Below are 22,197 nucleotides of genomic sequence, written 5' to 3' on the forward strand. Positions count from 1 at the left end.
ATGGCCCATGATGATACGGCGCGGCGGGAGGCCCGGCGGAAGTTCGTAGGCGAGCGCCTCGCGTTGCCCACCATCGCCATATCCACTGGCGTCCCCGAAAGCACCTTGCGCCGCTGGAAGCGGGAGGCGCGCGAAGCCGGCGACGATTGGGATCAGGCGCGCGCCGCCGGTCTCGTGTCGGGCGACGGGTTCGCCGGCCTCATCAGCGTGGTGCTGGAAGATTTCGTGACGCAGTTCCGGGCGACCATGGAATTGCTCAAGAGCGACCGGGACATCCCGGCGCTGGAGCGCGCCAAGGTGATGGGAAGCCTCGCCGACGCGCTCAATAAGACTGTCAATTCCGCCGGGCGCGCCGCCCCGAAAATCTCCGAACTGGGCGTGGCGTGGGACGTGCTGAAGCGCCTCGCGGAATATGTCACCGTCCACCATCCGTCCGCCGCCCCCAGCGTGCTGGAGGTGCTGGAGCCGTTCGGCGATCACCTCGCGGAGGTGTACGGCGATGGCAAGTGAGCCGCGCGCCGCCGCACGCCGCCTGACGAAGGCGAAATTTCTTGAGGAGCTGGCGCAAACGGCATCGAGCCTGCGCGCCCGCATCGACGCGGATGTGGACGCCTTCCCGGTGGACGAAGCGGCCCGCCGCGCCCGTGTCGCTCGGGTGAGCGACCCGGTGGATGGCTTCCGCTTCTTCTGCCAGACGTACTTTCCGCACTACATCAAGTCCGCGCCCTCGCTCCTGCACCAGCATCTTTACGAGGATCTCCCCACGCTGGTGGCGCCAGGAAAGACGCGCGGGCGCAAGCTGTTGAAGATCGCGCCGCGCGGCTCGGCAAAGTCCACCATCGGCACGCAGCTCTTCAGCTTGTGGGCCGCCCTGCTCAGGAAAAAGCGCTTCATCATCATCGCTATGGACGTCTGGGAACAGGCGGCCTTGATGCTGGAAGCCATCAAGGTGGAGCTGGAGAGCAATCCGCGCCTCGCCATGGACTTCCCCGACGCGTCCGGCGCAGGCCGCCGCTGGCGGGAAGGGGAGATCGTCACCCGCACCGATGTGATGTTCCTCGCGGCCGGCGCTCGTCAGAAGCTTCGCGGCCGGCGCTTCGGTCCGTTCCGGCCGGATCTCGTGATCCTCGACGACATGGAGAATGACGAGAACGTCACCTCGCCCGAGTATCGCCAGAAGCTGGAAAGCTGGGTGCTCAAGGTGGTGTGCGAGCTGGGGCCGCCGGATGGCAGCATGGACCTGATCATGGTCGGCACCATCCTGCACCATGACGCCGTGCTGGTGCGGCTCTCCCGCAAGCCGGGCTTCACCGCCACCAAGTTCAAGGCGCTTGTCCGCGATCCGGACCGCATGGACCTGTGGGAGCAGTGGCAGGAAATATACCTCAACGACAGCGAGGATGCGGCTGACTCCTTCTATGATGAGCACCGGGCGGAGATGGATGCCGGGGCGCTGCTCAATTGGCCCGAGGTGAAGCCGCTCCTCTTGTTGATGAAGGCCCGTGCCACCTCCTTCAGCTCCTTTATGAGCGAACAGCAGGGCGAGCCGGTGAGCGAGGGGGCGCCGTTCACCCATCTCACCTTCTGGGTACAGCGCCGCCACGACTGGATTTTCTTCGGCGGCGTGGACCCTTCGCTGGGCAAGAAGGGCAAGGGCCGCGACCCGTCCGCCATCTTGGTGGCGGCGCTCGACCGCTCCAGCAGCACGCCGGTGCTCGACGTGGTGGAAGCCTCCATCCGGCGCCGCCTGCCTGACGTGATCATTGCCGACGTCATCGCCATGCAGCGGGAATTCGGCTGTGCGCTCTGGTTCGTGGAGGCCATCCAGTTTCAGGAGTTTTTGCGCTCCGAGCTGATGTCGCGTGCCTTGCGGGAGGGCGTGCCGCTGCCGGCGATCCCGGTGCAGCCGATCACGGACAAGACGCTGCGGATTGAGCGCCTCCAGCCGCCCATTGCCGGCGGTCTGATCCGATTTTCGCAGCACCAGGCCGTCTTGCTGGAGCAGCTCCGGCAGTGGCCCAACGGCGACCATGACGACGGCCCGGATTGCCTGGAGATGCTGTGGACCGGCGCCATCACCTACGGCGTCGGTGCCGTGACCTCCGCCAGCTTGCCCCAATTCTCGGGCGGGCGGCCCGATACTTTCGGAGGGTATAGATTATGAGCAAGCGCCGCCGCCGTGATGGCAGCCGGGCTTCCTTCGCCGCGCCCTCCACCGCGTCCGCCCCGCCGCTGTCGGGAGACATGATGCGGATGCTCGCGACAGCCGCGAACGACATCACCATCCCCAATTACGGCAACGTGTTGCGGTCGCAGGACGAGACCATCCTTGCGCGGGGCGGCGGACGCGGCATTCGGCTCTATGACGAAGTGCGCCGCGACGGTCACGCTTTGTCCGTCTTGTCCAAGCGCATCAGCAAGGTGCTCGCCCGCGAGTGGATCGTGACACCGGCATCCGATGCCCCTCGGGACGAGGAGGCGGCCGACCTCGTGCGCGAGGTGCTCAGCGCGATGCCGTTCGACGTGCTCTGTCGGGGCCTGCTTTGGGCAGCGCTTTACGGTTATTCCATCGCCGAGGTGGAGTGGGGTCGCCGCGATGGCCGTGTGGTGCCGGCGCAGCTCGCCGTTCACGAGCGTGCCCGTTTCGTGTTCGATCTGGATTGGCGGCCCCGGCTGCTCACCCTCTCCAGCGCCTCCGAGGGGATCGAACTGCCGGAGCGCAAGATCATCGTCCATCGCCACGAGGCGGAAGGGTCGGACCCTTACGGGCGCGGGCTCGGCCGTGTGTTGTTCTGGCACGTTCTGTTCAAGCGTGAGGGCGTCGGGTTCTGGGCGCACGCCCTGGAAAAGTTCGCCTCGCCGACCCCTTTCGCCAAGTATCCTTACGGCACACCCCCAGCCGAGCAGGATCGTCTCCTCAACAATCTGCTCGGTCTCGTCCAGCGCGGGGCGCTCGCCGTGCCCATCGGCACCGAGGTGTCCTTCCTTGAGGCGGCGAAGTCGGGCACCGTCGATTACGAGGGATGGTGCCGCTATTGGGACAGCCAGACCAGCATCGCGGTGCTCGGAGAGACGCTCTCGACGGACATTCAAGGCGACGGCTCGCGGGCAGCGACGGAAACCCACGCGGAAGGCAGCGACCGTGTCGCGGACGGTGACGCAGACATGCTGTCCGCCACCCTCAATCCGTCGCTCGTCACGTGGATCGTGGAGTTCAACTTGCCGGGGGCGAACCCGCCCACGGTATGGCGTCCACGCCCGAAGAACGAGGCGAAGCAGGAAGAGGCGAAGTCCAAGAAGTCCGACCGCGTCAGGAAGGAGCTGAACAACCTCTTCGACCTCGCCGCGAAGGGCTTCCGGCCGGCAGAGGGATTGGAACCGGCGATCTCGGAAATCGTCGGCACCGATATCGTAGAGGACATCGGGCTTCTCGCCCGGTTCGCCCCGGCCAAGACGGTGCCAAGCGTCAGAGACCGGGCGAACGGCAGCACCGCTCTGACGCCGGATTTCGCCGCGCACGACCACGGCGTCCCGGATCTCGTGGACCAGCTGGAGGACGCGGCCCAGCCGGTGCTGGACGAATGGCTCGCGCAGATCCGCGCCGAGTTGGGTGCGTCGGTGGCGGCCGGAGAGACGCCCGCGCAGTTCCAGGCCCGCATGCTGACGCTGTATCCCGGCCTTGAGACGGACAACCTCGCGGAAGCGCTGGCGCAGGGCATCGCCCTCGCGGATCTCACCGGCCGCGCCGACATCATGGATGAGGCCGGCGAGGAATGAGCGTCGCCGCCCGCATCCTCGGCTATGTGCGGGCACCTGATGCCCGAGCGCCTGGTGCACGACCTGGTCCTGGTGCGCCGGCCGCACGGCGGGCCGATCTCCACCGGCCGGCGCGGTTCGCTGCGGGCGAATTCAAGGTGCCGTTTCAGCCGGCGATTGATTTCCACCGGCAGAAGGTGCGGCTGCCCACACGCACATGGCGCGACCTCGACGGCCATGCGCATGACCGTGCTTTTGTGGTGGCGGGCGCCACCAAGGATGCGCTGCTCGCCGACCTGCACGGCGCCGTTGATGACGTCATCGCGAAGGGCATGCGGCTGGAGGAGTTCGCCGCCCGCTTTGAGGAGATCGTCGCAAAGCACGGGTGGACCGGCTGGACGGGCGAGGGGACGGAGCGCGGGCGGGCTTGGCGCGCCCGCGTAATCTACGACACCAACCTGCGCACCGCGTATGCGGCCGGGCGCTATCGGCAGATGACCCACCCGGACGTGGTGAAGGTTCGGCCTTTTTGGGAGTATTTTCACGGTGATACACGGACCCCGCTGCGTCCGCGCCCGCAGCATGTCGCGTGGCATGGCAAGGTGCTGCGCTGGGATGATCCCTTCTGGCAAACGCATTATCCGCCGAATGGCTGGCTGTGCTCCTGCGGCGTGCGCACCGTCTCGCGTCGGGAGTTGACGCGCATGGGCAAGAGCGGTCCGGACGAGGCGCCGGCCATGGAGACGCGTGCGGTAAAAGATCCGCTCACCGGCGCCATCCATCATGTGCCGCGAGGGATCGATTTTGGCTGGGATCATGCGCCGGGGCGGAGCTGGGCCGAAGGGCTGATGCCGCGCCAGATGGATCTGCCTCTGCCGTCGCCCCGGAAGCCGGGGGCAAACACCAAGGTGACGACCCTGCCACGGGCTGCGCCGGAACTCCCGCCCGTTGTTCCTCCGGCGCCCGACCTTGGCCCGGTGCTGTTAAGCGAGGCAATGCCGGTGGGCGGCTCGCGCATCCCACTGCCGCCGCTCGCCGACATCGCACAGCCGGTCGCGGCCAAGATCATGGAGGCGGGCAAGCCGCTGACGGATTATGTGGATGCCTTCCTCGGGGCCTTCGGCGCCCGCCGCGACGGTGGCGCGGTGCTCTTTCGCGACGTCTCCGGTGGTACGGTGATCATTTCCGAGGATCTCTTCAAGACCGCAGGCGGTGCCTGGAAGCTCGCGAAAGGCATGCGCGCGCCGCATGTGCTGCGCCTCGCCGAGGCGATCCGCGATCCGGATGAAATCTGGGTGGATTGGGTGGCCGACCATATGCGCGGCGGCACGCGGCTGGTGCGCCGCTATCTGCGGTACGATCCCGAGGGGAGCGGCTATTCGGTGTTCGAATGGACCGACCGCGGGTGGAGCGGAGTGACCGCCTTCCCGCCGAAGCCGACGCAATCCGGCGAGGCTCAGGCGCGCTATCTCGATCAATATCGCACCGGAGAGGTGCTGTATCGCCGCAAAAAGTGAGGGCGCCGGTCGGTCGGCGCCCTGGGCCGCACACCCATGACCCAATCCGACAGGGAGGTGTGCGTACGCATGGAACGTAAGCTCGAAAGGACGGCAAATCAATGACCGCAACCCTTGCCGTCACCCTGGACGATGACAGCCGGGCGCGCGCCGATCATATCCTCGGCCAGCTCGCAGACCGTGCCGAGAATGTCGAAGGTGGGCTCCGCAACATCGGCGAGGCGTTGCTGAAGACCACCGATGAACGCTTTGCGAACCAGCAGGATCCACAGGGAAACGCATGGGTGCCACTGCGCCCGCTCACGGTGGACATCCGGGGTTCGTCAGGGCCGATCCTCACGGTGTCGGGCCGGCTGCGGAAGTCCGTGTCCTACGAGGTGAGCGGGGGCACGCTGCGGCTCGGCCCGAACGCGGTGGGTGACGCGGTGCAGCAGTTCGGCGCCACCATCGTGCCACGTAACGCCTCCGCCCTGCGCATCCCCCTCCCGGTCGGAACCGGCGGGCGGAACGCCGCCTCAGCCGTATTCTCCCTGCGCGTCGTGGTGCCGCCACGCCCATACATCGGCTTCGGGCCGAAGGACGAAGAAGCGGCGCGGGAAGCGGTTGAAGAGTGGCTGGAGGTGGAGGCTGGCGGTGCCGAATAGCGCGGCGCCGCAGGAGGCCCGCCAGCGGCCGTTCGCATCATCTCCGCTCCACGCCCGCACAGCATCCGCTGGTGCCGGCCTGGACCCCGTCAGACCACCGTCAGAATCGACGCTCGCGCCTCCAGGCCGGGCGGGGTGCCAGTGAACAGGCTTGCGTCGCCCGACGCGACAGGCCATCCATGAGCTGTGGTCGCTCCGCACAGCCGGGCGCGCCGCCCGTGCCCGGCGGCAATCGACGCACCTAGTTTCGCTGCATGACCGCAGCGACCCGCACCAGCCGCACCATTGAAGTCTTCCGCCCCGGCACCTTCACGCCGATGGGTGGTGTGCCGATCACGTTCTCGGCCGAGGATCTGCGCGCGGTCGCCGCCGCCTATGATGCGGAGGGTGCGCCCACGCCCGCCGTGATCGGCCATCCGACCGTGGATGCGCCGGCCTATGGCTGGGCGAAGTCCTTCTCTTATGACGAGGCGTCCCAGCGGCTGATGGCCGAAGTGGACGAGTTGGACCCGGCCTTCGCTGCCCTCGTGGCCGAGAAGAAGTACCGGAAGGTCTCGCTCTCCTTCATCCGGCCCGCCGATCCCGAGAACCCCAAGCCGGGCACTTGGTACCCGCGCCATATCGGCTTTCTTGGCGCCACGCCGCCCGCCGTCACCGGCCTCAAGCCGGTGAGTTTCTCCGGCGAAGCCGATCCCTCCGCCACTTTCGAATTCGCCGCCGAAGGTTGGATTGCCCGGCTTCTGCGTCGCCTGCGCGATCGGATGATCGAGAAAGATGGCCTGGAGGTGGCGGACGAAGTCCTGCCCGACTGGGAGCTGCGCGCCCTGGATGAACTGGCCATGCGCAGCGAAGCCCAGGCCAGCCCCGCTTTTGCTTCACCTCAAAAGGAACCCCAGATGACGACTGCCCAGCAGCCCGCCGACTTCGCCGCCCGCGAGGCGGCTTTGAAGACACGCGAGGAGGGGCTCGCTGCCCGCGAGCGCCAGACGCGCCATGCCGGCAATGTTTCGTTCGCGGCCGAGCTGGAAGCGGGCGGCCGTATCTTGCCGGTGCATAAGGACCGTCTGGTGGGCGTGCTCGACGCCATCGGCAATGGTGACGCCAGCGTATCCTTCGCCGGAACCGCGCACGCGCCCGATGAGGCGCTGCGCGAGATCCTGCGTGAGCTGCCGCAGGTGGTGCCTTATGGCCGCATCCCGCTGGATGGTGGCGCGCCGACCACCTCGGCCGACTTTGCGACGCCGGAGGGCGCCACCGTCGATCCCGAGCAGCTCGCACTGCACGGCCGGGCGCTCGGCTATCAGGCCCAGCACCCCGGCACCGGCTATCTCGACGCCGTCCGCGCCGTTCAGGCGATGCGCTGACCCCTCGCACACGGAGCCCACCGCATGCCTCCCCATCTCGCTTCGGTCGATGCGCTCGGCCACACCATCATCGCCACCGGTACCATCGCCGAGCGGCGTTTCGTGACCTTCGCCGCCGCGCAGGCCGGCCTGGACGGGGTGGTGCTCGGCATCTCGAAGCTCGCGGGTATCGCGGGCGATGCGATCCCGCTCACGCTCGTCGGTACCGTGGACATGGTCGCTGGCGCGGACATCACGGCCGGCGCTGATCTGGTCTCCAACGTGGACGGTCTTCCGATCCCGAAGGGCGCCAACACCAATGTGGCGGGGAAGGCCCTGACGGCCGGTCTCGCCGGGCAGCGCGTCGCCGTACTGCTGCGCTGACAGCGCCGCTCACCCCTATCCAGCCTAGGACATAGCTTCCATGACCACCGCCATGAACAGCCGGCAGGCGCAGGTTATCGACCCGATCCTCTCGACGCAGTCGCGAGGCTACAGCAACCCGGAATTCATCGGCCACCGGCTGCTGCCATATGCCGATATTCCCAACCGGAGCATGAAGGTGATCCAGTTCGGGAAGGGCGCATTCCGCCGCTATGTGGACACCCGCCGCGCGCCCGGTGCCCCTACCAAGCGGGTGCAATTCGGCTACGAGGGCGACCCCATCGCCCTGAAGCAGGAAGCGCTGGAGGCCTTGGTTCCGGACGAGATCAGCCAGGGCGCGACGGTGCCGGGGATCGATCTCGCTGCCGTCTCTATCCAGCAGGTGCAGGACATCATCGGGCTGGGCCGCGAGGTGGAGATTGCCACGCTGGTGCGCAACCCGGCGCTCTACGACGCCAACCACAAGGTGGCGCTCTCCGGCGCCGCCAAATGGAGCAACGGCGACAGCGATCCCGACGCAGATGTCAAGGCCGGTCGTGAAGCGGTGCGGCGCTCCATCGGCCGTTATCCCAACGTCCTGACCCTTGGCCCCGCCGCGTTCAACGCGGCGTCGGAACATCCGGCCGTGAAAGAGCGCTTCAAATACACGAGTTCGGATAGCGTCACCGCCACCATGCTGGCCCGCTACTTCGACCTCGAAGAGGTGCTGGTAGGCAAGGCCGTCGCCCTCGCGGATACCGCTGCGGACACGGACCTGGCGGATGATGTGTGGGGTAACGACGCACTCTTGAGCTATCGTCCCTCCGGCTCGAGCTTCCTTGTGCCCGCCTTCGGCTACACGTACCGGCTTCAGGGCTATCCCGCCGTGGAGCAGCCCTATTACGAACGCAACTGCAAAAGCTGGATCTACCCGATCACGGAGGAATTCCGGCCGTACGTGACTGGCGTCGAAGGCGGCTTTCTGATCCAGGGCGCGGCCTGATGGCCCGCGCTCCGAAGGCCACCCCGGCGGCATCCGCTTCTGCGGCTCCCGCCGATGCCGCGATGCCGGGCGCCCCGCCCGTCATCGCCCCGCTGGCGCCGGCACCGGATCAGCCGGTGCTGCTGCTCTATCCCGTCCGCTCGCCCCTCAAGCACGGGGGGCGGCGCTATCGGCCGGACGATCCGGAGGCCGCCACCGTCGAAATGACCGAGGGCGAGGCCGAGGCGCTGATCGCCATCGGCGTGCTCGGTGATGCCACCGGCCCGGAGGACGGCGAATGAGCGCGAACCCGTTCACGGCGAGTGTCTCCCTCATGCGGGCGAATGGCCTGGATAGCAGGCCCCCCGATCCGCACTTCGCGGGGTTCGGCATCTTCTACGCGGCTGAAGGGCTATGGGACCTGTTGAACGAGCTGCCCAACAAGGGGGAAGCCACGCTCGCCCAGCGACGGCTGGAAGAAGCGGTCTTCTGGGGGTGCCGCGCCTACAAACCAGACCTTGCCGGTTGAGCGTCAGATATGCCGAGCGATCCCAAATATCTGACGGTGGACGAGATGCTCCACCGACTTGGCCCGGACGAGGCCGACCAGCTCGCCGGCACCGGCCTGCGCGACGCGCGGGAGATTGACGCGGTGTTGATCGCCGATGCCCTGCGCCACGCGGATACGCTGATCGACGGCTATGTCCGGGCGCGCTACCCGGCGCCGTTCGCCGTGGTGCCCGACCTGCTCAAGGGGATCGCACACGATATCGCCCGGTATCGCCTGCGGTCCATGGGAGGGCAGCAGAGCGCCATGAACGACGCGGTGCAAAAGCAGTACGACGCCGCGATGGCGCTGCTGAAGGATATTGGCGGCGGGCGGGTGACGCTGGACGCCAATGGCGACGGCACACAGCCGGAGGCGGGCACCCACGCGGATGCCATGCGCGGCGAAATGCCGGCCGGCCGGGCTTGCACCATGCTGGAGGGTTGGAGATGAGCCCCGTCCATCAGGTGGAAGACGAGATCATCGCCCGTTTGAAGGAGCGTCTTCCGGGGCGTATCGGACGGATCGAGCCGTTCCCGGATCGCCCCAGCGATTTCGATTTTCCCGACCGCGAGGCGGCGGTGGTGCTGGTGCATTTCACCGGCGCCGATTACGCGCCGGCCGAGGGTCCGCGCGGTGCGTACAGCCCGCGCCGCACGCTGAAATGGTCCGTGGTGCTGCTCGTGCGCTCCCTGCGTGGCGCCGAGGGCGGGCGGATCGGCGCCTATGAGGCGCTGGACGAGATCCGCCGGGCACTCCAGGGCGTCAGCTTCGCGGGCGCCACCGCCATGGTGCCGAAGCGTGAGACGCTCGACGAAGAGAAGGCCGGTGTCTGGCGCTGGGCGCTCGAATTCACCTGCGCGATCCCGGCCGTCGCGGAAGCGCAGTTCGAGCGTGACCGGTTCTACTCACAGCCGAGGGAAGAGGCATGACGGACTACGTCTATCACGGACCCATGCAGGGCCTGACCCTGCACGATGCCGGAGGCGCCGTGGTGTGGGACGGCATGCTCCATCCCGGCAAAACCTACACGGACCTGCCGCCCGATCATCCGCATGTGGTGAGCTTCGTCGCCGGCCGCCTGCTGGTGGAACCGCCCGCACCCGCACCCAAGCGCCGGCCGCCGGCCGAGAAGGAGACCTGAGCATGGCCGCCAATTATCATCACGGTCCGGAAATCATCGAGCTGGCCTCGCCGGAAGGCATCGTCCGCGACGTCAAGAGCGCGGTCACGCTGCTGGTGGGCGCGGCGCCGGTGCAGACGATCCACGCCACCCCTGAAGCCCGCGCCGGCTACATCAACAAGCGCGTCATCATCCGCTCGCGGGAGCAGGCAGCGGCTGCCTTCGGTCCGGAAACGGCCGGCTATTCGATCCCGCAGGCGCTCACGGCCATCTTCAACAAGGTAATCAACGGGCAGTCGGGCGGTTCCATCTGCGTGGTCAATGTGTTCGACCCGGACGTCCACAAGGCGGCCGGAACGCCAGATCCGACGTTGATCGGTGCCACCCATATCAACGGCGCCATCGACGCTGCGGGCACGGCCACCGGCTTCAAATTGGCCTATGGCATGTTCAACGAGGTGGGCTATCTGCCGAAGATCCTGATCGCGCCGCGCTATTCGACGCTCGCGGGGGTGCGGACGGAGATGGAGGTGGTCGCCCAGCGGCTCCATGCCGTGCACGTCAGCGACCTGCCGGCGGGCCTCACCATCCAGCAGGCCATCGCGGAACGCGGCGTCGGGGGCGGCTACAACACGGCATCCGAACGCGCCGTCGCCTGCTATCCGCAACTGCGGGCCTATGATCCGGTGGTGGATGACCTCGCGCTGCAGCCCTACAGCCAGCACTATGCCGGCGTGATGGTCGCGACCGATCTGGCCGAGGGCTACCATTTCTCGCCGTCGAACCATGAGATGGCGGACGTTCGCGGCGTGGAGCGGGACATCAGCTTCTACCCCGGCGATTATTCGAGCGACACGAACGCGCTGAACGAAGTCGGCATCACCACGGTGATGAATATGTTTGCCTCGGGTTTCCGTACCTGGGGCAATCGTACGCTCGCTTTTCCCACGAGTATCGACCAGAAGAACTTCGTCTATGTGCGCCGCATCTTCGACATGGTGCACGAAAGCATTCTCTACTACACGCTCCAGCGCACCGACCGGCCCGGCACTCTGGCATTCTTGTCAGCGGTGGAGGAGGACGTGAACCTCTTCCTGCGCGCCAAGGAAGGCGAAGGCGTCCTCTATGGGGGCGCGTTCCGCTTCAACCGCACGAAGACCACCTCGCGCACCGTGGCCGATGGGCAGTTCTACTACACGCTCAAGATGGCGCCGGTGGGGATCACCGAACGCCTGACGGTCGAGAGCGTGCTGGATCTCTCCTACACCACCGCCGCGCTCGGCCTCGCCGCCTGACGCCCTGACATTCCGGGCGTCGGCGCACAGCCGGCCCCGCTCACTTTGGAGCGCGACCCATGGACCCCATTCGCATCGGCCATATCACGAACTCCGACGTCTACATGGACAACAACCGGCTGATCGGCCGGGTGAAGGAATTCGAGCTGCCCGAATTCTCGTACAAGCTGATCAGCCACGAGGCGCTGGGGCAGATCGCCATTCTGGAGCTGCCGTCGCGCGCCTTGGAGGCCCCGAAGGGCAAGATCACCTTTGATTTCGTGGATCACGAGGTCGAGCGCCTGGCGCTCAACCCGACCGTGGTCCGGCGCTGGCAGCTCCACTCCTACGTGGACATCTGGGGGGCGGACGGCCTGGACCGCGCCAAGAGCCACAAGCTCATCACCAGCCTGGGCTTGCTGCCCACGAAGTCGGGCGCACTCGCCCATACGCTCGGCGAGGCGGTCAATCGCGAGATGGAGATCACGGTCCCCTACATCACGCAGGTAATCAGCACCGAGGACGTGCCGCTGCTGGAGCTGGATGTGTTCGCCGGCATCTATCGCATCAACGGCGAAAACGTGTGGCCGGACTGACATGAGCGAGGATGTATCCGACGCCCCGGCAGGCTTTGCCAAGGAACAGCTCAAATCCTTCATCGAGCGCATGGAGCGCCTCGAAGAGGAAAAGAAGGCCATCGTCGACGACATCACCGATGTTTTCGCGGAGGCCAAGGCCAACGGCTTCGATGTGAAGGCGCTGCGCACCATCCTGAAGATCCGCAAGGAAGACGCCGACGACCGCAAGGAACATGAGGCCATCGTTGACCTCTACATGCAGGCGCTCGGCATCTTCGTTTAACCTTTGGAGTACGTTCATGGCCAAGATCAACGAACCCGAAACCGCGCCCGCCATCACCGTAAACGGCTTCGCCACCCGCGTGGTGACGCTGCCGCGTAGCAAGATCAAGGTCCACATCCCCGAGGACTTCCACGTTGCCGACACCAGCGCTGCCCAGCGTTATGGCAAGGGCGACATGGTCAAGGTCAACCTCTCCCTTTTTCAGCGCACGTGCCGCTTCAATGGCGGCGAGGTCTGGCGCATCGACCAGATCAGCGAGGCCATCAAGGGCCGCGACTGGCTGTTCCTCTGCAACGAATTCTACGACGACGGCAGCGACGACGAAGCCGGCGATGAGGTGGGAAACGCCTGAGCGGGATCCCGCACCCGCAGGACATCGAATGGATGATCCGGCGCGGCTGGTCCCATACCGAACTCATGGGCATGTCGCCCGGTGATTTCGCCCATTGGCTTGATATCGCTGTGACGGCCGCGAAGGCCGAGGCCGAGGCCATGAAGAAGGCCAGCAAGGGCTAGGAAGGAGCACCGCCGTGAAAGTGATGCTCGTTCTTGAGGCACTGGACAAGGCATCGCGCACCATCCGCGCGATGCAGCGGACCATGCAGGGCGCCAATCAGGCGTCGATGAAGGGCGCGGCGGATGCGGTCCGCGCCAACGAACGGGCCGCGCAGTCCTTTTCGCTGATCGCCCGCGCCCAGACCGCCGCCGGCCGTGCCGCCGCCGCCTTTGCCTCCGCCTCGCGCAATGTCGCCGCCACGGCCGAGCGCGCGTGGCAGCGGGTATTGGTCGTGGTGGAGAACTATGCCCGCCGGCAGGCCGAGGTGGCGCGTCGCGGCGTCGGCCAGATCGGTGCGGGCGCCAAGGGTGTAGGGCACGGGCTTGTCGCCGGTGGAAAGGTTGCGGCCGGTGCGGCGACCGGCGCCGGTGTGCTTGGAGCCGCGACTGCGGTCGTTGCGAACCAGCTCGTGAAGCCGGCCGCAGAGTTTGAGAAGTTCGGGGCCATCCTGAAGGTGACTGAAGGATCGAGCGAAAAGGCACAAGCAGCGCTGAATTGGGTCTCCGATTTTGCCGCCAAGACGCCATACGATCTTGCGGGAGTGACAGAAGCTTTCGTGAAGATGCGGTCCTACGGTCTCGACCCGACAAATGGGTCTATGCGGGTACTCGGCGACACCGCTGCGGCGATGGGCAAGCCGATGATGCAGGCCGTCGAGGCAATGGCTGATGCCGTAACGGGCGAGAACGAACGCCTCAAGGAATTCGGCATCAAAGCAAGTAAGTCAGGGAAATATTTCGAATACGCCTACACGGACCAAAACGGCAAGCAACGCATCGCAAAGGCCTTGGCGAACGACCGAAAGGCTATTGAGAAGGCTCTGCTCGGCATCTGGGACGCCAAGTACGGCGGAGCCATGAAAGAAATGTCCTCCACATGGATAGGGCTCACGTCCAATCTCGGAGATGCCTTTCAGCGTTTTCAGCTGAAGATCATGCAGGCGGGTCTGTTCGATTGGATGAAGGGACGGCTGACCGAAATCCTCGATCTAATCGGCGCGATGGAAGCGGACGGCAGCCTCCAGCGGTGGGCGACGCGCATTTCTTCCGCGTTACAGAAGGCGATGTCTATCGGGTGGGACATGGCAATCGCTTTGGGCAGGGGTCTCGTCGTCCTCGCTCGAGCGGCTGAGCGCGTCGCCACAGCCGTCGGCGGCTGGGAGAATTTTGCCTACCTCGGCATTGCAATCGCCTTCGCGCGGCCCGTCTACTATGTCGCCGCCGGCTTGTTCCTGATGGCACGGGGCGCACTCGCGGTGGTGCTCGCCGTCGCCCGCCTTGCCATCCTTGGCGGCGCTGCCGTTGCGCTCACCGTGTTCCAGACGGCGCTGCAACTGACTTGGTTCGCAGCCCGGCTTTCCGCCGCCGGCCTGCTGGGGCTCGGCCGCGCCGCGATCCTGCTGACCACGGCTCTCGGGCGCGGCCTGGTGCTTGGGGTGCTGGGCCTCGCGCGCGGGCTTCTAGGCCTGCCGGCCGCCGCCTTGAGAGCGGCCCTCGGGATGCGCGCGCTCGCGGTCGCAGCCATCGGGCTGCCCGGCCGGATCCTCGCGGCGGCGCGCGCCCTCACCATCATGATGGTCGCTGGGCTGCGTGCCCTGCCTGGGCTGCTGCTGGGAGCGGCACGCGGCTTCGTCGCCATGGCGGTTTCCGGCCTGCGCGCACTTCCGGGGCTGCTCATGGGTGCCGCGCGCGCAGTCATGGTCATGGCGGCCTCGGGCCTGCGGGCTTTGCCCGGCCTCCTGCTGTCCGCCGCCCGTGGGTTCGTCATGTTCGGCGCCTCGCTCATGGCGACGCCCATCGGCGGGTTCATCGCCGGTGCCGCCGCCATCGCCGCCGCCGCGTACCTGATCTACACCAATTGGGACAGCATCGGCCCATGGCTCGGCCGTCAATGGGAGGCCGTCAAAAAGGTGTTCAGCGACGGCTGGGCGGCCCTGACCTCATTCGACTGGTCGAGCCTCGTTCCCAATCTTGATTGGGCGAGCCTGATGCCATCATTCGAGTGGCGCACGCTTCTGCCCTCGTGGAGCTGGCTGGACATTATCCCGTCGATCACCTTGCCGTCGTTCGACTGGCGCTCGCTCCTGCCGAATTGGGATTGGTCGAGCATCATTCCGGCCATGCCGGATTTCAAATCGTGGTTCGGCACCGCTTCCGCCCCGGCGGCGCCAGCACCTCCGGCCGCCGCACCGGCCGCCAATCCCGCCCAGCTCGCGACGCAGGCGGCCGAGGCGGCGAAGCAGATCGCTGGATTGCAACCGGCCGCGCAGGCGGCGGTGGCTGCCGCCAGTCAAGTGCTCGCCAGCGCGTCCTTCCACAGCCACGGCGTCGCGCTCATGACCACGCTTGCCGCCGGCATCCGGGCCGGTGCTGGCGCTGCCGTGAGCGCGGTGACGGATGTGGCGCAGCAACTTCGGGATCGGCTGCCGCACAGCCCGGCCAAGACCGGCCCGTTGTCGGATCTCGATAAGATTCGCTTCTCGGAAACATTGGCACTGGGCATCCGGCCCGGTCCCGCAGTGGCGGCGGTGAACGCGGTCGCGGCCGGGATGTTGGCAGCGGTGACGGGTGGGAGTGCGGCCTGGGCTGCGCCGGCCATGTCGGCCGGCATCGCTCAGACATCGGCGCCGGTGAGCGCGGGTGTGCCTGCGACGGGCGCGGCAGTCGCCAGTGGGGGCAGTGCGCCGGGCGGTGGCGTCACGCTCCATTACGCGCCGACCGTGACCATTCAGGGCGGCGACACTGCGGCTGCAGAGGACTTTCGCACGCAGCTTCGCGCGCATGCGGATGAGATCGCCAAGCTGGTGGAAGAGGCCATGCGGCGACAGAAGCGGAAGGACTACTGATGTATGCTTTCTTCGGCTCCATCATCTTCGGCGTGGCCCCACTCACGGGACCGACCGCCGAAAGCCTGCGGCTGCGCAACACCTACGCGCGCCACGACGTGATCCGGGGCAAGCCGGTGCTCCAGCCCATCGGGCAGGAGCTGGATGAACGCAACATCAGCTTCTTCTTCGACGAAACGTTCTGTGTTCCGGAAGCCGAGTGGGCGCGCCTGCTCGCGGCCTATCAGGCACGGCAGCCAGCGCCGCTTGTCTACGGCGCATCCTATGGCGGCAAGCGCTTCGTGGTGGAGACGCTGGAACAGGAAGTCCAAAAGGTGTCGCGCTCCGGCCGGGTGGTGCGGCTGGCGTCCACGATGTCGCTGATCGAGGCGCCGGTGACGAATTATCTGTCCTTCGCCCTCAACGCGGCGGCGGCAATTGCGCCGGCCCTTGGCGCGGTCACAGGCAAGCCGGCGGCACTGCGATGAGCGGCGCAGCCTACCTCACACACGAGACGACGGCCGGCGAGCGCTGGGATCTGCTGGCGCACCGCTATTACGGCGACGTCAGCCGGCAGGCGGCTCTTATCGCGGCCAATCGCGCCCTGTTCCTGGCCGAGATGTCCATTCCCAACGTGCTGCCCGCCGGCCTGGTGCTCGTGGTGCCGATCCTTGAGCAACGGCAGACAGCGGCAAGTGAATTGTTGCCACCCTGGAAGAGGGGTTGAAATGGTGCGGGAGCCTGCGTTCCGCTTGATCTATCAGGGCAAGGACGTCACGTCCGAATTCGCGACGTGGCCCACCAGCATTACTTACACCGACAACGTGGATGGCGAGAGCGACGAGGCGACCGTTACCGTTCACAACGCGGGCGGTGAATGGCTGGGACCGTGGTCTCCGGAAGCGGGAGACAAGTTCCAACTCTGGATCGGCTATACTGATCTTTTGGTGCCGGCCGGTACGTTCACCGTGGACGAAACCAGCGCCACCGGCGACAGCAGCGGCGACAAGGTGGATTTCAAGGGGCTCGCCGCCCCGAAGACCGAGGCGCTACGGACGCCCCGGCACAAGGATTACGAGGACACCTCACTGTCGGACATTGTCAGCGAGGTGGCTGGCAGGCACGGCTTTTCCGTGCGCGGTCCCGTGCAGGATCTCCCATTTAAACGCCTGACACAGGATGGTTTGTCGGACACGCAATTCCTCATGAAGCTTGCCCGCGATTATGGCCACTTCTTTACCTTTAAAGGCCCAGAGGTGCTCTTTGCCGGGCGGGAACAATTGCGACAGCAGCCGGCTGTGCGGGTCATCGACCGCATTGCGGATATGGGCAATAGCCTCAAGAGCTACAGCCTGCGTGACGCCGACCACGAGGCGGCCAAGAGCGCCGAAGTGAAGTATCTGCATCCGCGCCGCAAGGAGCTAGTGGGGGCTGAAAGCTCGGCCGAGAGCAAGGGTCTGAAGACGGCCTCGGGCGACGTCATCAAGCTGGACGTGCGCGTGGAGGACGAGGCACAGGCAGAGCGCATCGCAGACAGCCACCTCGATACCAAGAATGCGAAGAAGCTCACGGGAACCATGACGCTGGTGGGTGATCCTACCCTGGTTGCGGGTTCCACCGTCCAGCTTACCAGCTTCGGCAAATACGACGGCGTCTGGCTCATCAAGCCGTCGCGCCATACGAGCCAGAGAAGCGGCTACGAGACCGAGATCACCATCGAAAAGAAGGGGGATTGACCATGTATCGGCAGGGGATCGTGAAGGAAAACGACGACGCAAAATGCTGCTCTCGCGTCGAGTATTCGGACAAGGATGGCGTGAAGTCCTACTGGCTGGCGATCAACCAGCCGGCGGCGACCGCGTCGAAGCACTATGCGATGCCGGACGTTGGCGCACTCGTGAACTGCCTCGTGGATGCTACGGGTACCGAAGGGACCATCATCGGCGCCGTCTACAACGACAAGGACCCGCCGCCGATCACGGATGGCAAGCACCAGCATCTCGCCCTGGAGGGCGGCGGCATCATCGATTACGACAGGAGCAACGGCGGCCTGACGGTGACCATGCCGGGCGGCATCACCATCACGGCGGCGGGCGGCGTCACCATCGTGGTGGGCGGCTCGCGGTTCGTCATCACGGATGGCGAGATCCGCAGCGAAGCCGGCAAGATCATCGCGGATGGTGAGTTCGCCTTTGGCGACGCTTCACCGACACAGCCGATCATGCTGGAGAGTGGCCCTGCCACGAAGGGCAAGGGAAAATAGGGCGGGGGCAATGATGCCGGGCGCGCCGCCCGTGCCTTCGCTTACGGCCGCAGGCGTAGCCTGCGGCATGGCCCTGATATCGCAAATTCGGCATGTCCATTGGCAGCTCCGCGCGGGTGAGACCGATCCCGCCAGCGGCGCCATCGTCACGGGCTATGACGATATCGACCAGGAAGTGCGCACCATCATGCTGACGCCCATCGGCAGCGTGCCGTGCAATCCGCTCAAGGGCTGCAACATCCTGCCCTACATCGACCGCCCGCCGGAAATCGCCTTGCCGCGCATCTGCCAGGAGGTGTGGGACGCAGTCGCCACCTGGGTGACGCGGATCGAGGTGCTCACGGTCACCGCGCGGGCGGTGGAGCCCTGGCATTTTGTCGTCACGGTGCCGTGGCGCGTGCGCGGGGACGTCGCGCAGGAAATTCGCCAATCCGAGGTGGCGGTGCGCGCCTCCGATCTTACCGGCGGGACGCGCGCATGAGCCTCGATCCCAGCCGCGCCTATACGCTCTCCGAGATTATCGCCGCCGGGGAGCCGGCCTTTTTCGAAACCAATCCGCTGGCGCTCAAGGCCCGCATAGTGGCGCGGGCCGAGAGCCTCATGGACCGCACCCTCTATGAGGGGCAGGTCGAAATGTACATGGCGGAAGTCATCGCCTACGCACTGTCGATCCGCGCCAGCGAGCTGCAATTCGCCGTTGTTCAACGCCTGCTGCCATGGGCACGCGGAAAATATCTCGAAGCGCTGGCGGCACGCGTTGGGGTCTACCGGCTGAAGGCGGTGAAGGCCGGCCTCACTGTGCAGCTCATCATTGACGCGCCGCGCCCCTCCACCGTCATCATTCCCGCCGGCACCCGCGTCAGAGGGCGCACGTCCGGTGCGATATTTCTGACGGATAGTCCCTCTCTGATCCAGCCCGGCAGCATGATCGTGACCGTTCATGCGACCGCCGCTGGCGCGGGCGAGGAGGGCAACGGCGTCGTCGCCGGCACAGTGATGACGGTGCTCGACGGGTTGCCGGTCCCGGCGACCGCGACCGCCGTCACCACCTCCACCGGCGGTGCGGCCGAGGAACAGGACGACCGTCTGCGCGAGCGTGCGGCGGGCGCGTGGGAAACCATCAGCCGGGGCGGCCCGCGTGAAGGCTATCGCCAGCTGGCGCTGAAGGCGCATCAGGACATCATCGACGTCGCGGTGATCCGGCCGCAGCCGTGCGACATCGACATCTATGTGCTCACCGAGGTGATGCCGCCGGGGCCTGAGATCATCGCCGCCGTCTTTGCGGCCTGCGACCCGCGCACCGGGCGCCCCGAGGGCGACGAGGTGGATGTGATGCCGGCCACCGCAGTGACCATTGCCGCGACCCTGAACCTGTGGGTGGATGGCGAGCCGGAGGCCATCCAGCCGTTGGCCGAGGCCGCGTTTCGAGGCGTGTTCGCCGCATGGCGCCGCATCCTCGGTCCGCGTCTGGCCACGGGCGCCGCCGTCGAGGCTTGCAAGGCTGTCACGGGCGTCGTGGAGGCGACGGTTGAGGGCTGGAGCTACTCCGCTCTCGATGAAGAAGAATATGCCGTCCTGACCAGCCTGTCCGTTGAGACGGAGCTGGCCTGATGGCGCGCGTTCCCGTCACCTCCCTCATCCCGCCGCCGCTTTCCGGCGATGCCCGCGTGCGGGCGCTGCTTCAGGTGTTCGGCGAGCTGCTGGACGAGATGGAGGATTGGGCGCTGATCCTGCTCGATCCCGCCACGGTGCCCGACGTGGTGCTTCCCGCGCTCACCTACGAGCATTCGCTGGATGAGTTTGTCGGCGCCGAGGGCCTGCCGGTTCTGGTCATTCGCGACATGATCGCCCGCGCCTGGGACCTGCATGAGCCCAAGGGCTATGCGGAGGGCGTCGAGGGCGGCGTGGCGATGCTGGGCTACCCGGCGACGCTGGTTCAGTGGTGGCAGGAGGCGCCGCAGGCGATCCGGGGCACGCACCGGATCGAGGTCCGCACGGATCAACCCTTGTGGCCGGGCCAGCCGCCCGCCGGTCCCGGCACCGTGCGTGCCATCTGGCGGATGGTCCGTGCCATGCAGCGTTGGAGCCAGGACCACGCGGTGCAGCTCATCTCCGAGGCGTCTGTCGCGACGAAGGTCGGGGTGGGCGTGCTCGCCGCCGTGCGCATGCAGATCGAGCCCTTTGATCCCGGAATTCAAGAAGTTTCAACCGGCGTCCAAGCGGGCGTCGGCATCGTCACGGGGCACCTCATCATTGTGTCCGGCTGGATGGATTGAGCATGGCGCAGCAATATTATGGTCTCCTCACCAACGTCGGCTTGGCAAAGCTCGCCGCTGCGGCGGCCGGGGGCAGCGCGCTGGCGCTTGCCACCATGGGCTTCGGGGACGGTGGCGGGGCGGAAACGGCGCCGGCCAAGACGGCGACCGCACTCGTCAATGAGCGATATCGCGCCAACGTGGTGGAGAAGTATCCGCACCCGACCAATCCGGCGATCCTCTATGTGGAGGGGGTGATCCCCTCGGGCATCGGCGGTTGGACCATGCGCGAGGCCGGGATCTTCGACAGTGACGGCGATCTTATTGTGATCGCCAAGCCGCCGGCCATCGACGTGGCGCTGATATCCGAAGGTGCGTCCACGGAGGGCATCGTCCGCCTGCCGTTGGTGTTCGAAAGCCTGGATGCGGTCACGCTCCTGATCGATCCCACCGTTGTGCTGGCGACGCAAGGATGGGTGCTCAACCGCCTGATCGAGCGTCCCTTCGTCGCGGTCGATAGCGTGACCACAGTTGCGCCGCCGGCATCGCCCGCTACCCATAGCCTCTTTGTGGTGCCGGCTGGCGCCTCCGGCGCCTGGGCGACGGAGGTGGGCAAGCTCGCCTATTATAAAGGAGGCTGGATCTATCGGGACAGCCCCGTGGGCAAGGTGGTTGCTGCGAGCGACACCGGGAAATATTGGCGGCGCACGGCGGATGCCTGGGTCGAGTGGGTGGCGACGGACCTGAGCTCTGGCTTGGTGGAGCTCGGTACGCTGGCCGAGGTCATGACCGGCACCGACGCCGCGCGCGTGCCCTCGCTGGCCCATCTGGCTGTCGCGGTGCAACGTGGGCGCTGGGCCTATGCTGTAGCCGGCGGCACGGCGAGCGCGCTGACCGTGACGCTGAACCCTGCCATCGCCACCTATTCGGAAATCCTCGGCACCCCGCTGAGAGTGATGATTTCCGCCGAGAATGCAGGGCCGGCGACGTTAAATGTCAACGGCATCGGAGCGCAGCCAATACAGACGATGCGCGGTGCCACCCTCAACCGTGGCGATCTCCCCGCAGGTGCGATCGTCACCGTCATTTGGGCGGGCAGCGCGTTCCTCCTGTCGGGCGTCGCATACTCAGACATCCGCATCAAACTCACCGGCGATGCGACGGTCTATGTCAGCAACGCGGGATCCGATTCGACGGGCGACGGCAGCGCCGCGCATCCTTGGGCCACCATCGAGCATGCCTACAACCAGGTGCGGCGGCTCTACGACACGGCGGGCTACCAGGTGACGATCTCATGCGCGCCCGGCACGTATGTGGGCGGCACGCTCACCGGACCGCTGCCGGGGCTCGGCATGGTCTATATTTTGGGGTCGGGCAGCTCGCCTTCCGACGTCGTTATTGGGCCGCTTTCGGTACAGACCGGTGCCTATGTGCGCTTCGACCGGGTCCGGCATAGTGCACCAACGTCGGCAGGCGTATCGGCCTATTCCAGCAATGTGTATTTCATGGATGTTGATTTCGGCCCCTGTCTTTATTCTCATGTGCAGGCCTATGGTGGCAGCTTCATCCTGTTTCAGAGTGGGTACAAGATTTCCGCCGGGGGGCAGAACCACATTTATGCATCCGGCCGGTCTTATATCTCCTATGCGACACCCGGCCCGATCCCTGTAGCGATTACTGGCACCCCATCCTTCACGGATCAGTTCGCCTGGGCGGACAGCATGTCGACCATCACAGCGATGACGGCGGTTTATGCGGGCAGTTGCACCGGCCAGCGCCACACCATCGACCAGAACAGCCTGTGCGTCACCGGCGGTGGTGGCGTGAACTTCTTCCCCGGCTCGGTGGCCGGGGCCGTCAGCAATGACGCCGTGTTTATCTGATTTTCG

Annotated in this window: 27 protein-coding genes; all 27 read left to right on the forward strand. The window is 66.3% G+C overall.

The window, feature by feature from the left end; all coding sequences use genetic code 11:
- The 27 genes from V5G24_RS00120 (at window position 1) to V5G24_RS00250 (ending at window position 22,191) form a co-directional block, all read left to right on the forward strand.
- A complete protein-coding gene (locus V5G24_RS00120) occupies window positions 1-510 on the forward strand; it encodes a DUF1804 family protein (RefSeq protein WP_394078376.1) in 510 nt (169 codons plus the stop codon).
- A complete protein-coding gene (terL, locus tag V5G24_RS00125) occupies window positions 500-2,164 on the forward strand; it encodes a phage terminase large subunit (RefSeq protein ID WP_394078378.1) in 1,665 nt (554 codons plus the stop codon). The genes V5G24_RS00120 and terL overlap by 11 nt, the downstream gene beginning before the upstream one ends.
- Window positions 2,161-3,777 (forward strand): DUF935 domain-containing protein, encoded by a 1,617-nt coding sequence (locus V5G24_RS00130; RefSeq protein WP_394078380.1) that lies wholly within the window; start codon window positions 2,161-2,163, stop codon window positions 3,775-3,777. The genes terL and V5G24_RS00130 overlap by 4 nt, the downstream gene beginning before the upstream one ends.
- Window positions 3,774-5,273, forward strand: a complete 1,500-nt coding sequence (locus V5G24_RS00135; RefSeq protein ID WP_394078382.1) for a PBECR2 nuclease fold domain-containing protein — start codon at window positions 3,774-3,776, stop codon at window positions 5,271-5,273. Before V5G24_RS00130 ends, V5G24_RS00135 begins: the two co-directional genes overlap by 4 nt.
- A gap of 101 nt (window positions 5,274-5,374) precedes the next feature.
- A complete protein-coding gene (locus tag V5G24_RS00140; RefSeq protein WP_394078384.1) occupies window positions 5,375-5,917 on the forward strand; it encodes a phage virion morphogenesis family protein in 543 nt (180 codons plus the stop codon).
- 254 nt (window positions 5,918-6,171) lie between these two features.
- A complete protein-coding gene (locus V5G24_RS00145) occupies window positions 6,172-7,281 on the forward strand; it encodes a hypothetical protein (RefSeq protein ID WP_394078386.1) in 1,110 nt (369 codons plus the stop codon).
- A 24-nt stretch (window positions 7,282-7,305) separates the two neighbouring features.
- Window positions 7,306-7,644 (forward strand): hypothetical protein, encoded by a 339-nt coding sequence (locus V5G24_RS00150; RefSeq protein ID WP_394078388.1) that lies wholly within the window; start codon window positions 7,306-7,308, stop codon window positions 7,642-7,644.
- A gap of 40 nt (window positions 7,645-7,684) precedes the next feature.
- Window positions 7,685-8,626, forward strand: coding sequence for a major capsid protein (locus V5G24_RS00155; protein ID WP_394078390.1), 942 nt, complete (start codon window positions 7,685-7,687; stop codon window positions 8,624-8,626).
- Window positions 8,626-8,907 (forward strand): hypothetical protein, encoded by a 282-nt coding sequence (locus tag V5G24_RS00160; protein ID WP_394078391.1) that lies wholly within the window; start codon window positions 8,626-8,628, stop codon window positions 8,905-8,907. The genes V5G24_RS00155 and V5G24_RS00160 overlap by 1 nt, the downstream gene beginning before the upstream one ends.
- On the forward strand, window positions 8,904-9,134 hold the full coding sequence (locus V5G24_RS00165) for an Acb2/Tad1 domain-containing protein (RefSeq protein WP_394078393.1): 231 nt from the start codon (window positions 8,904-8,906) through the stop codon (window positions 9,132-9,134). The genes V5G24_RS00160 and V5G24_RS00165 overlap by 4 nt, the downstream gene beginning before the upstream one ends.
- A 9-nt stretch (window positions 9,135-9,143) precedes the next feature.
- Window positions 9,144-9,605 carry a gp436 family protein gene (locus tag V5G24_RS00170; RefSeq protein ID WP_394078395.1) on the forward strand — a complete coding sequence of 154 codons (462 nt, stop codon included), beginning with the start codon at window positions 9,144-9,146 and terminating at the stop codon, window positions 9,603-9,605.
- Window positions 9,602-10,084: a Gp37 family protein gene (locus V5G24_RS00175; RefSeq protein WP_394078397.1), complete on the forward strand. Its 483-nt coding sequence runs from the start codon at window positions 9,602-9,604 to the stop codon at window positions 10,082-10,084. The genes V5G24_RS00170 and V5G24_RS00175 overlap by 4 nt, the downstream gene beginning before the upstream one ends.
- Entirely contained in the window at window positions 10,081-10,296 is a 216-nt protein-coding gene (locus tag V5G24_RS00180) for a hypothetical protein (RefSeq protein WP_394078399.1), read from the forward strand. The genes V5G24_RS00175 and V5G24_RS00180 overlap by 4 nt, the downstream gene beginning before the upstream one ends.
- A 2-nt stretch (window positions 10,297-10,298) precedes the next feature.
- On the forward strand, window positions 10,299-11,570 hold the full coding sequence (locus V5G24_RS00185) for a phage tail sheath family protein (protein ID WP_394078401.1): 1,272 nt from the start codon (window positions 10,299-10,301) through the stop codon (window positions 11,568-11,570).
- Window positions 11,571-11,629: 59 nt separating this feature from the next.
- Complete coding sequence (locus V5G24_RS00190; protein WP_394078403.1) at window positions 11,630-12,145, forward strand: phage major tail tube protein; 516 nt, start codon at window positions 11,630-11,632, stop codon at window positions 12,143-12,145.
- 1 nt (window position 12,146) lies between these two features.
- On the forward strand, window positions 12,147-12,410 hold the full coding sequence (locus tag V5G24_RS00195) for a DUF2312 domain-containing protein (protein WP_394078405.1): 264 nt from the start codon (window positions 12,147-12,149) through the stop codon (window positions 12,408-12,410).
- A 16-nt stretch (window positions 12,411-12,426) separates the two neighbouring features.
- Complete coding sequence (locus tag V5G24_RS00200; RefSeq protein WP_394078407.1) at window positions 12,427-12,762, forward strand: hypothetical protein; 336 nt, start codon at window positions 12,427-12,429, stop codon at window positions 12,760-12,762.
- 32 nt (window positions 12,763-12,794) lie between these two features.
- Window positions 12,795-12,926: a hypothetical protein gene (locus tag V5G24_RS00205; RefSeq protein ID WP_394078409.1), complete on the forward strand. Its 132-nt coding sequence runs from the start codon at window positions 12,795-12,797 to the stop codon at window positions 12,924-12,926.
- Between the two features lie 23 nt (window positions 12,927-12,949).
- Entirely contained in the window at window positions 12,950-15,811 is a 2,862-nt protein-coding gene (locus V5G24_RS00210; RefSeq protein ID WP_394080283.1) for a tape measure protein, read from the forward strand.
- Window positions 15,811-16,278 carry a phage tail protein gene (locus V5G24_RS00215; protein ID WP_394078411.1) on the forward strand — a complete coding sequence of 156 codons (468 nt, stop codon included), beginning with the start codon at window positions 15,811-15,813 and terminating at the stop codon, window positions 16,276-16,278. The genes V5G24_RS00210 and V5G24_RS00215 overlap by 1 nt, the downstream gene beginning before the upstream one ends.
- Entirely contained in the window at window positions 16,275-16,517 is a 243-nt protein-coding gene (locus tag V5G24_RS00220; RefSeq protein ID WP_394078413.1) for a tail protein X, read from the forward strand. The genes V5G24_RS00215 and V5G24_RS00220 overlap by 4 nt, the downstream gene beginning before the upstream one ends.
- A 1-nt stretch (window position 16,518) precedes the next feature.
- Window positions 16,519-17,526, forward strand: coding sequence for a phage late control D family protein (locus tag V5G24_RS00225; protein WP_394078415.1), 1,008 nt, complete (start codon window positions 16,519-16,521; stop codon window positions 17,524-17,526).
- A 2-nt stretch (window positions 17,527-17,528) separates the two neighbouring features.
- Entirely contained in the window at window positions 17,529-18,053 is a 525-nt protein-coding gene (locus V5G24_RS00230; protein ID WP_394080285.1) for a phage baseplate assembly protein V, read from the forward strand.
- Window positions 18,054-18,120: 67 nt separating this feature from the next.
- On the forward strand, window positions 18,121-18,534 hold the full coding sequence (locus V5G24_RS00235; protein WP_394078417.1) for a phage baseplate protein: 414 nt from the start codon (window positions 18,121-18,123) through the stop codon (window positions 18,532-18,534).
- Window positions 18,531-19,664 (forward strand): baseplate J/gp47 family protein, encoded by a 1,134-nt coding sequence (locus V5G24_RS00240; protein ID WP_394078419.1) that lies wholly within the window; start codon window positions 18,531-18,533, stop codon window positions 19,662-19,664. Before V5G24_RS00235 ends, V5G24_RS00240 begins: the two co-directional genes overlap by 4 nt.
- Window positions 19,664-20,329 carry a phage tail protein I gene (locus V5G24_RS00245; RefSeq protein ID WP_394078421.1) on the forward strand — a complete coding sequence of 222 codons (666 nt, stop codon included), beginning with the start codon at window positions 19,664-19,666 and terminating at the stop codon, window positions 20,327-20,329. Before V5G24_RS00240 ends, V5G24_RS00245 begins: the two co-directional genes overlap by 1 nt.
- Window positions 20,330-20,331: 2 nt before the next feature.
- Window positions 20,332-22,191, forward strand: a complete 1,860-nt coding sequence (locus V5G24_RS00250; RefSeq protein ID WP_394078423.1) for a phage tail-collar fiber domain-containing protein — start codon at window positions 20,332-20,334, stop codon at window positions 22,189-22,191.
- Window positions 22,192-22,197: the final 6 nt, after the last annotated feature.

It is taken from the genome of Roseixanthobacter finlandensis, from assembly GCF_043195105.2.
In the GTDB taxonomy this organism is placed as follows: domain Bacteria; phylum Pseudomonadota; class Alphaproteobacteria; order Rhizobiales; family Xanthobacteraceae; genus NCEH01.

What these genes read in the sequence shown, in the direction of transcription:
- V5G24_RS00170 (WP_394078395.1), top strand. Translation starts at nt 9,144, where the DNA reads ATGCCGAGCGATCCCAAATATCTGACGGTGGACGAGATGCTCCACCGA.
- V5G24_RS00250 (WP_394078423.1), top strand. Translation starts at nt 20,332, where the DNA reads ATGGCGCAGCAATATTATGGTCTCCTCACCAACGTCGGCTTGGCAAAG.
- V5G24_RS00235 (WP_394078417.1), top strand. Translation starts at nt 18,121, where the DNA reads ATGGCCCTGATATCGCAAATTCGGCATGTCCATTGGCAGCTCCGCGCG.
- V5G24_RS00185 (WP_394078401.1), top strand. Translation starts at nt 10,299, where the DNA reads ATGGCCGCCAATTATCATCACGGTCCGGAAATCATCGAGCTGGCCTCG.
- V5G24_RS00240 (WP_394078419.1), top strand. Translation starts at nt 18,531, where the DNA reads ATGAGCCTCGATCCCAGCCGCGCCTATACGCTCTCCGAGATTATCGCC.
- V5G24_RS00195 (WP_394078405.1), top strand. Translation starts at nt 12,147, where the DNA reads ATGAGCGAGGATGTATCCGACGCCCCGGCAGGCTTTGCCAAGGAACAG.
- V5G24_RS00205 (WP_394078409.1), top strand. Translation starts at nt 12,795, where the DNA reads ATGATCCGGCGCGGCTGGTCCCATACCGAACTCATGGGCATGTCGCCC.
- V5G24_RS00135 (WP_394078382.1), top strand. Translation starts at nt 3,774, where the DNA reads ATGAGCGTCGCCGCCCGCATCCTCGGCTATGTGCGGGCACCTGATGCC.
- V5G24_RS00150 (WP_394078388.1), top strand. Translation starts at nt 7,306, where the DNA reads ATGCCTCCCCATCTCGCTTCGGTCGATGCGCTCGGCCACACCATCATC.
- V5G24_RS00160 (WP_394078391.1), top strand. Translation starts at nt 8,626, where the DNA reads ATGGCCCGCGCTCCGAAGGCCACCCCGGCGGCATCCGCTTCTGCGGCT.
- V5G24_RS00220 (WP_394078413.1), top strand. Translation starts at nt 16,275, where the DNA reads ATGAGCGGCGCAGCCTACCTCACACACGAGACGACGGCCGGCGAGCGC.
- V5G24_RS00225 (WP_394078415.1), top strand. Translation starts at nt 16,519, where the DNA reads ATGGTGCGGGAGCCTGCGTTCCGCTTGATCTATCAGGGCAAGGACGTC.
- V5G24_RS00230 (WP_394080285.1), top strand. Translation starts at nt 17,529, where the DNA reads ATGTATCGGCAGGGGATCGTGAAGGAAAACGACGACGCAAAATGCTGC.
- V5G24_RS00130 (WP_394078380.1), top strand. Translation starts at nt 2,161, where the DNA reads ATGAGCAAGCGCCGCCGCCGTGATGGCAGCCGGGCTTCCTTCGCCGCG.
- V5G24_RS00175 (WP_394078397.1), top strand. Translation starts at nt 9,602, where the DNA reads ATGAGCCCCGTCCATCAGGTGGAAGACGAGATCATCGCCCGTTTGAAG.
- V5G24_RS00210 (WP_394080283.1), top strand. Translation starts at nt 12,950, where the DNA reads ATGCTCGTTCTTGAGGCACTGGACAAGGCATCGCGCACCATCCGCGCG.
- V5G24_RS00120 (WP_394078376.1), top strand. Translation starts at nt 1, where the DNA reads ATGGCCCATGATGATACGGCGCGGCGGGAGGCCCGGCGGAAGTTCGTA.
- V5G24_RS00180 (WP_394078399.1), top strand. Translation starts at nt 10,081, where the DNA reads ATGACGGACTACGTCTATCACGGACCCATGCAGGGCCTGACCCTGCAC.
- V5G24_RS00165 (WP_394078393.1), top strand. Translation starts at nt 8,904, where the DNA reads ATGAGCGCGAACCCGTTCACGGCGAGTGTCTCCCTCATGCGGGCGAAT.
- V5G24_RS00190 (WP_394078403.1), top strand. Translation starts at nt 11,630, where the DNA reads ATGGACCCCATTCGCATCGGCCATATCACGAACTCCGACGTCTACATG.
- V5G24_RS00145 (WP_394078386.1), top strand. Translation starts at nt 6,172, where the DNA reads ATGACCGCAGCGACCCGCACCAGCCGCACCATTGAAGTCTTCCGCCCC.
- V5G24_RS00215 (WP_394078411.1), top strand. Translation starts at nt 15,811, where the DNA reads ATGTATGCTTTCTTCGGCTCCATCATCTTCGGCGTGGCCCCACTCACG.
- terL (WP_394078378.1), top strand. Translation starts at nt 500, where the DNA reads ATGGCAAGTGAGCCGCGCGCCGCCGCACGCCGCCTGACGAAGGCGAAA.
- V5G24_RS00245 (WP_394078421.1), top strand. Translation starts at nt 19,664, where the DNA reads ATGGCGCGCGTTCCCGTCACCTCCCTCATCCCGCCGCCGCTTTCCGGC.
- V5G24_RS00140 (WP_394078384.1), top strand. Translation starts at nt 5,375, where the DNA reads ATGACCGCAACCCTTGCCGTCACCCTGGACGATGACAGCCGGGCGCGC.
- V5G24_RS00200 (WP_394078407.1), top strand. Translation starts at nt 12,427, where the DNA reads ATGGCCAAGATCAACGAACCCGAAACCGCGCCCGCCATCACCGTAAAC.
- V5G24_RS00155 (WP_394078390.1), top strand. Translation starts at nt 7,685, where the DNA reads ATGACCACCGCCATGAACAGCCGGCAGGCGCAGGTTATCGACCCGATC.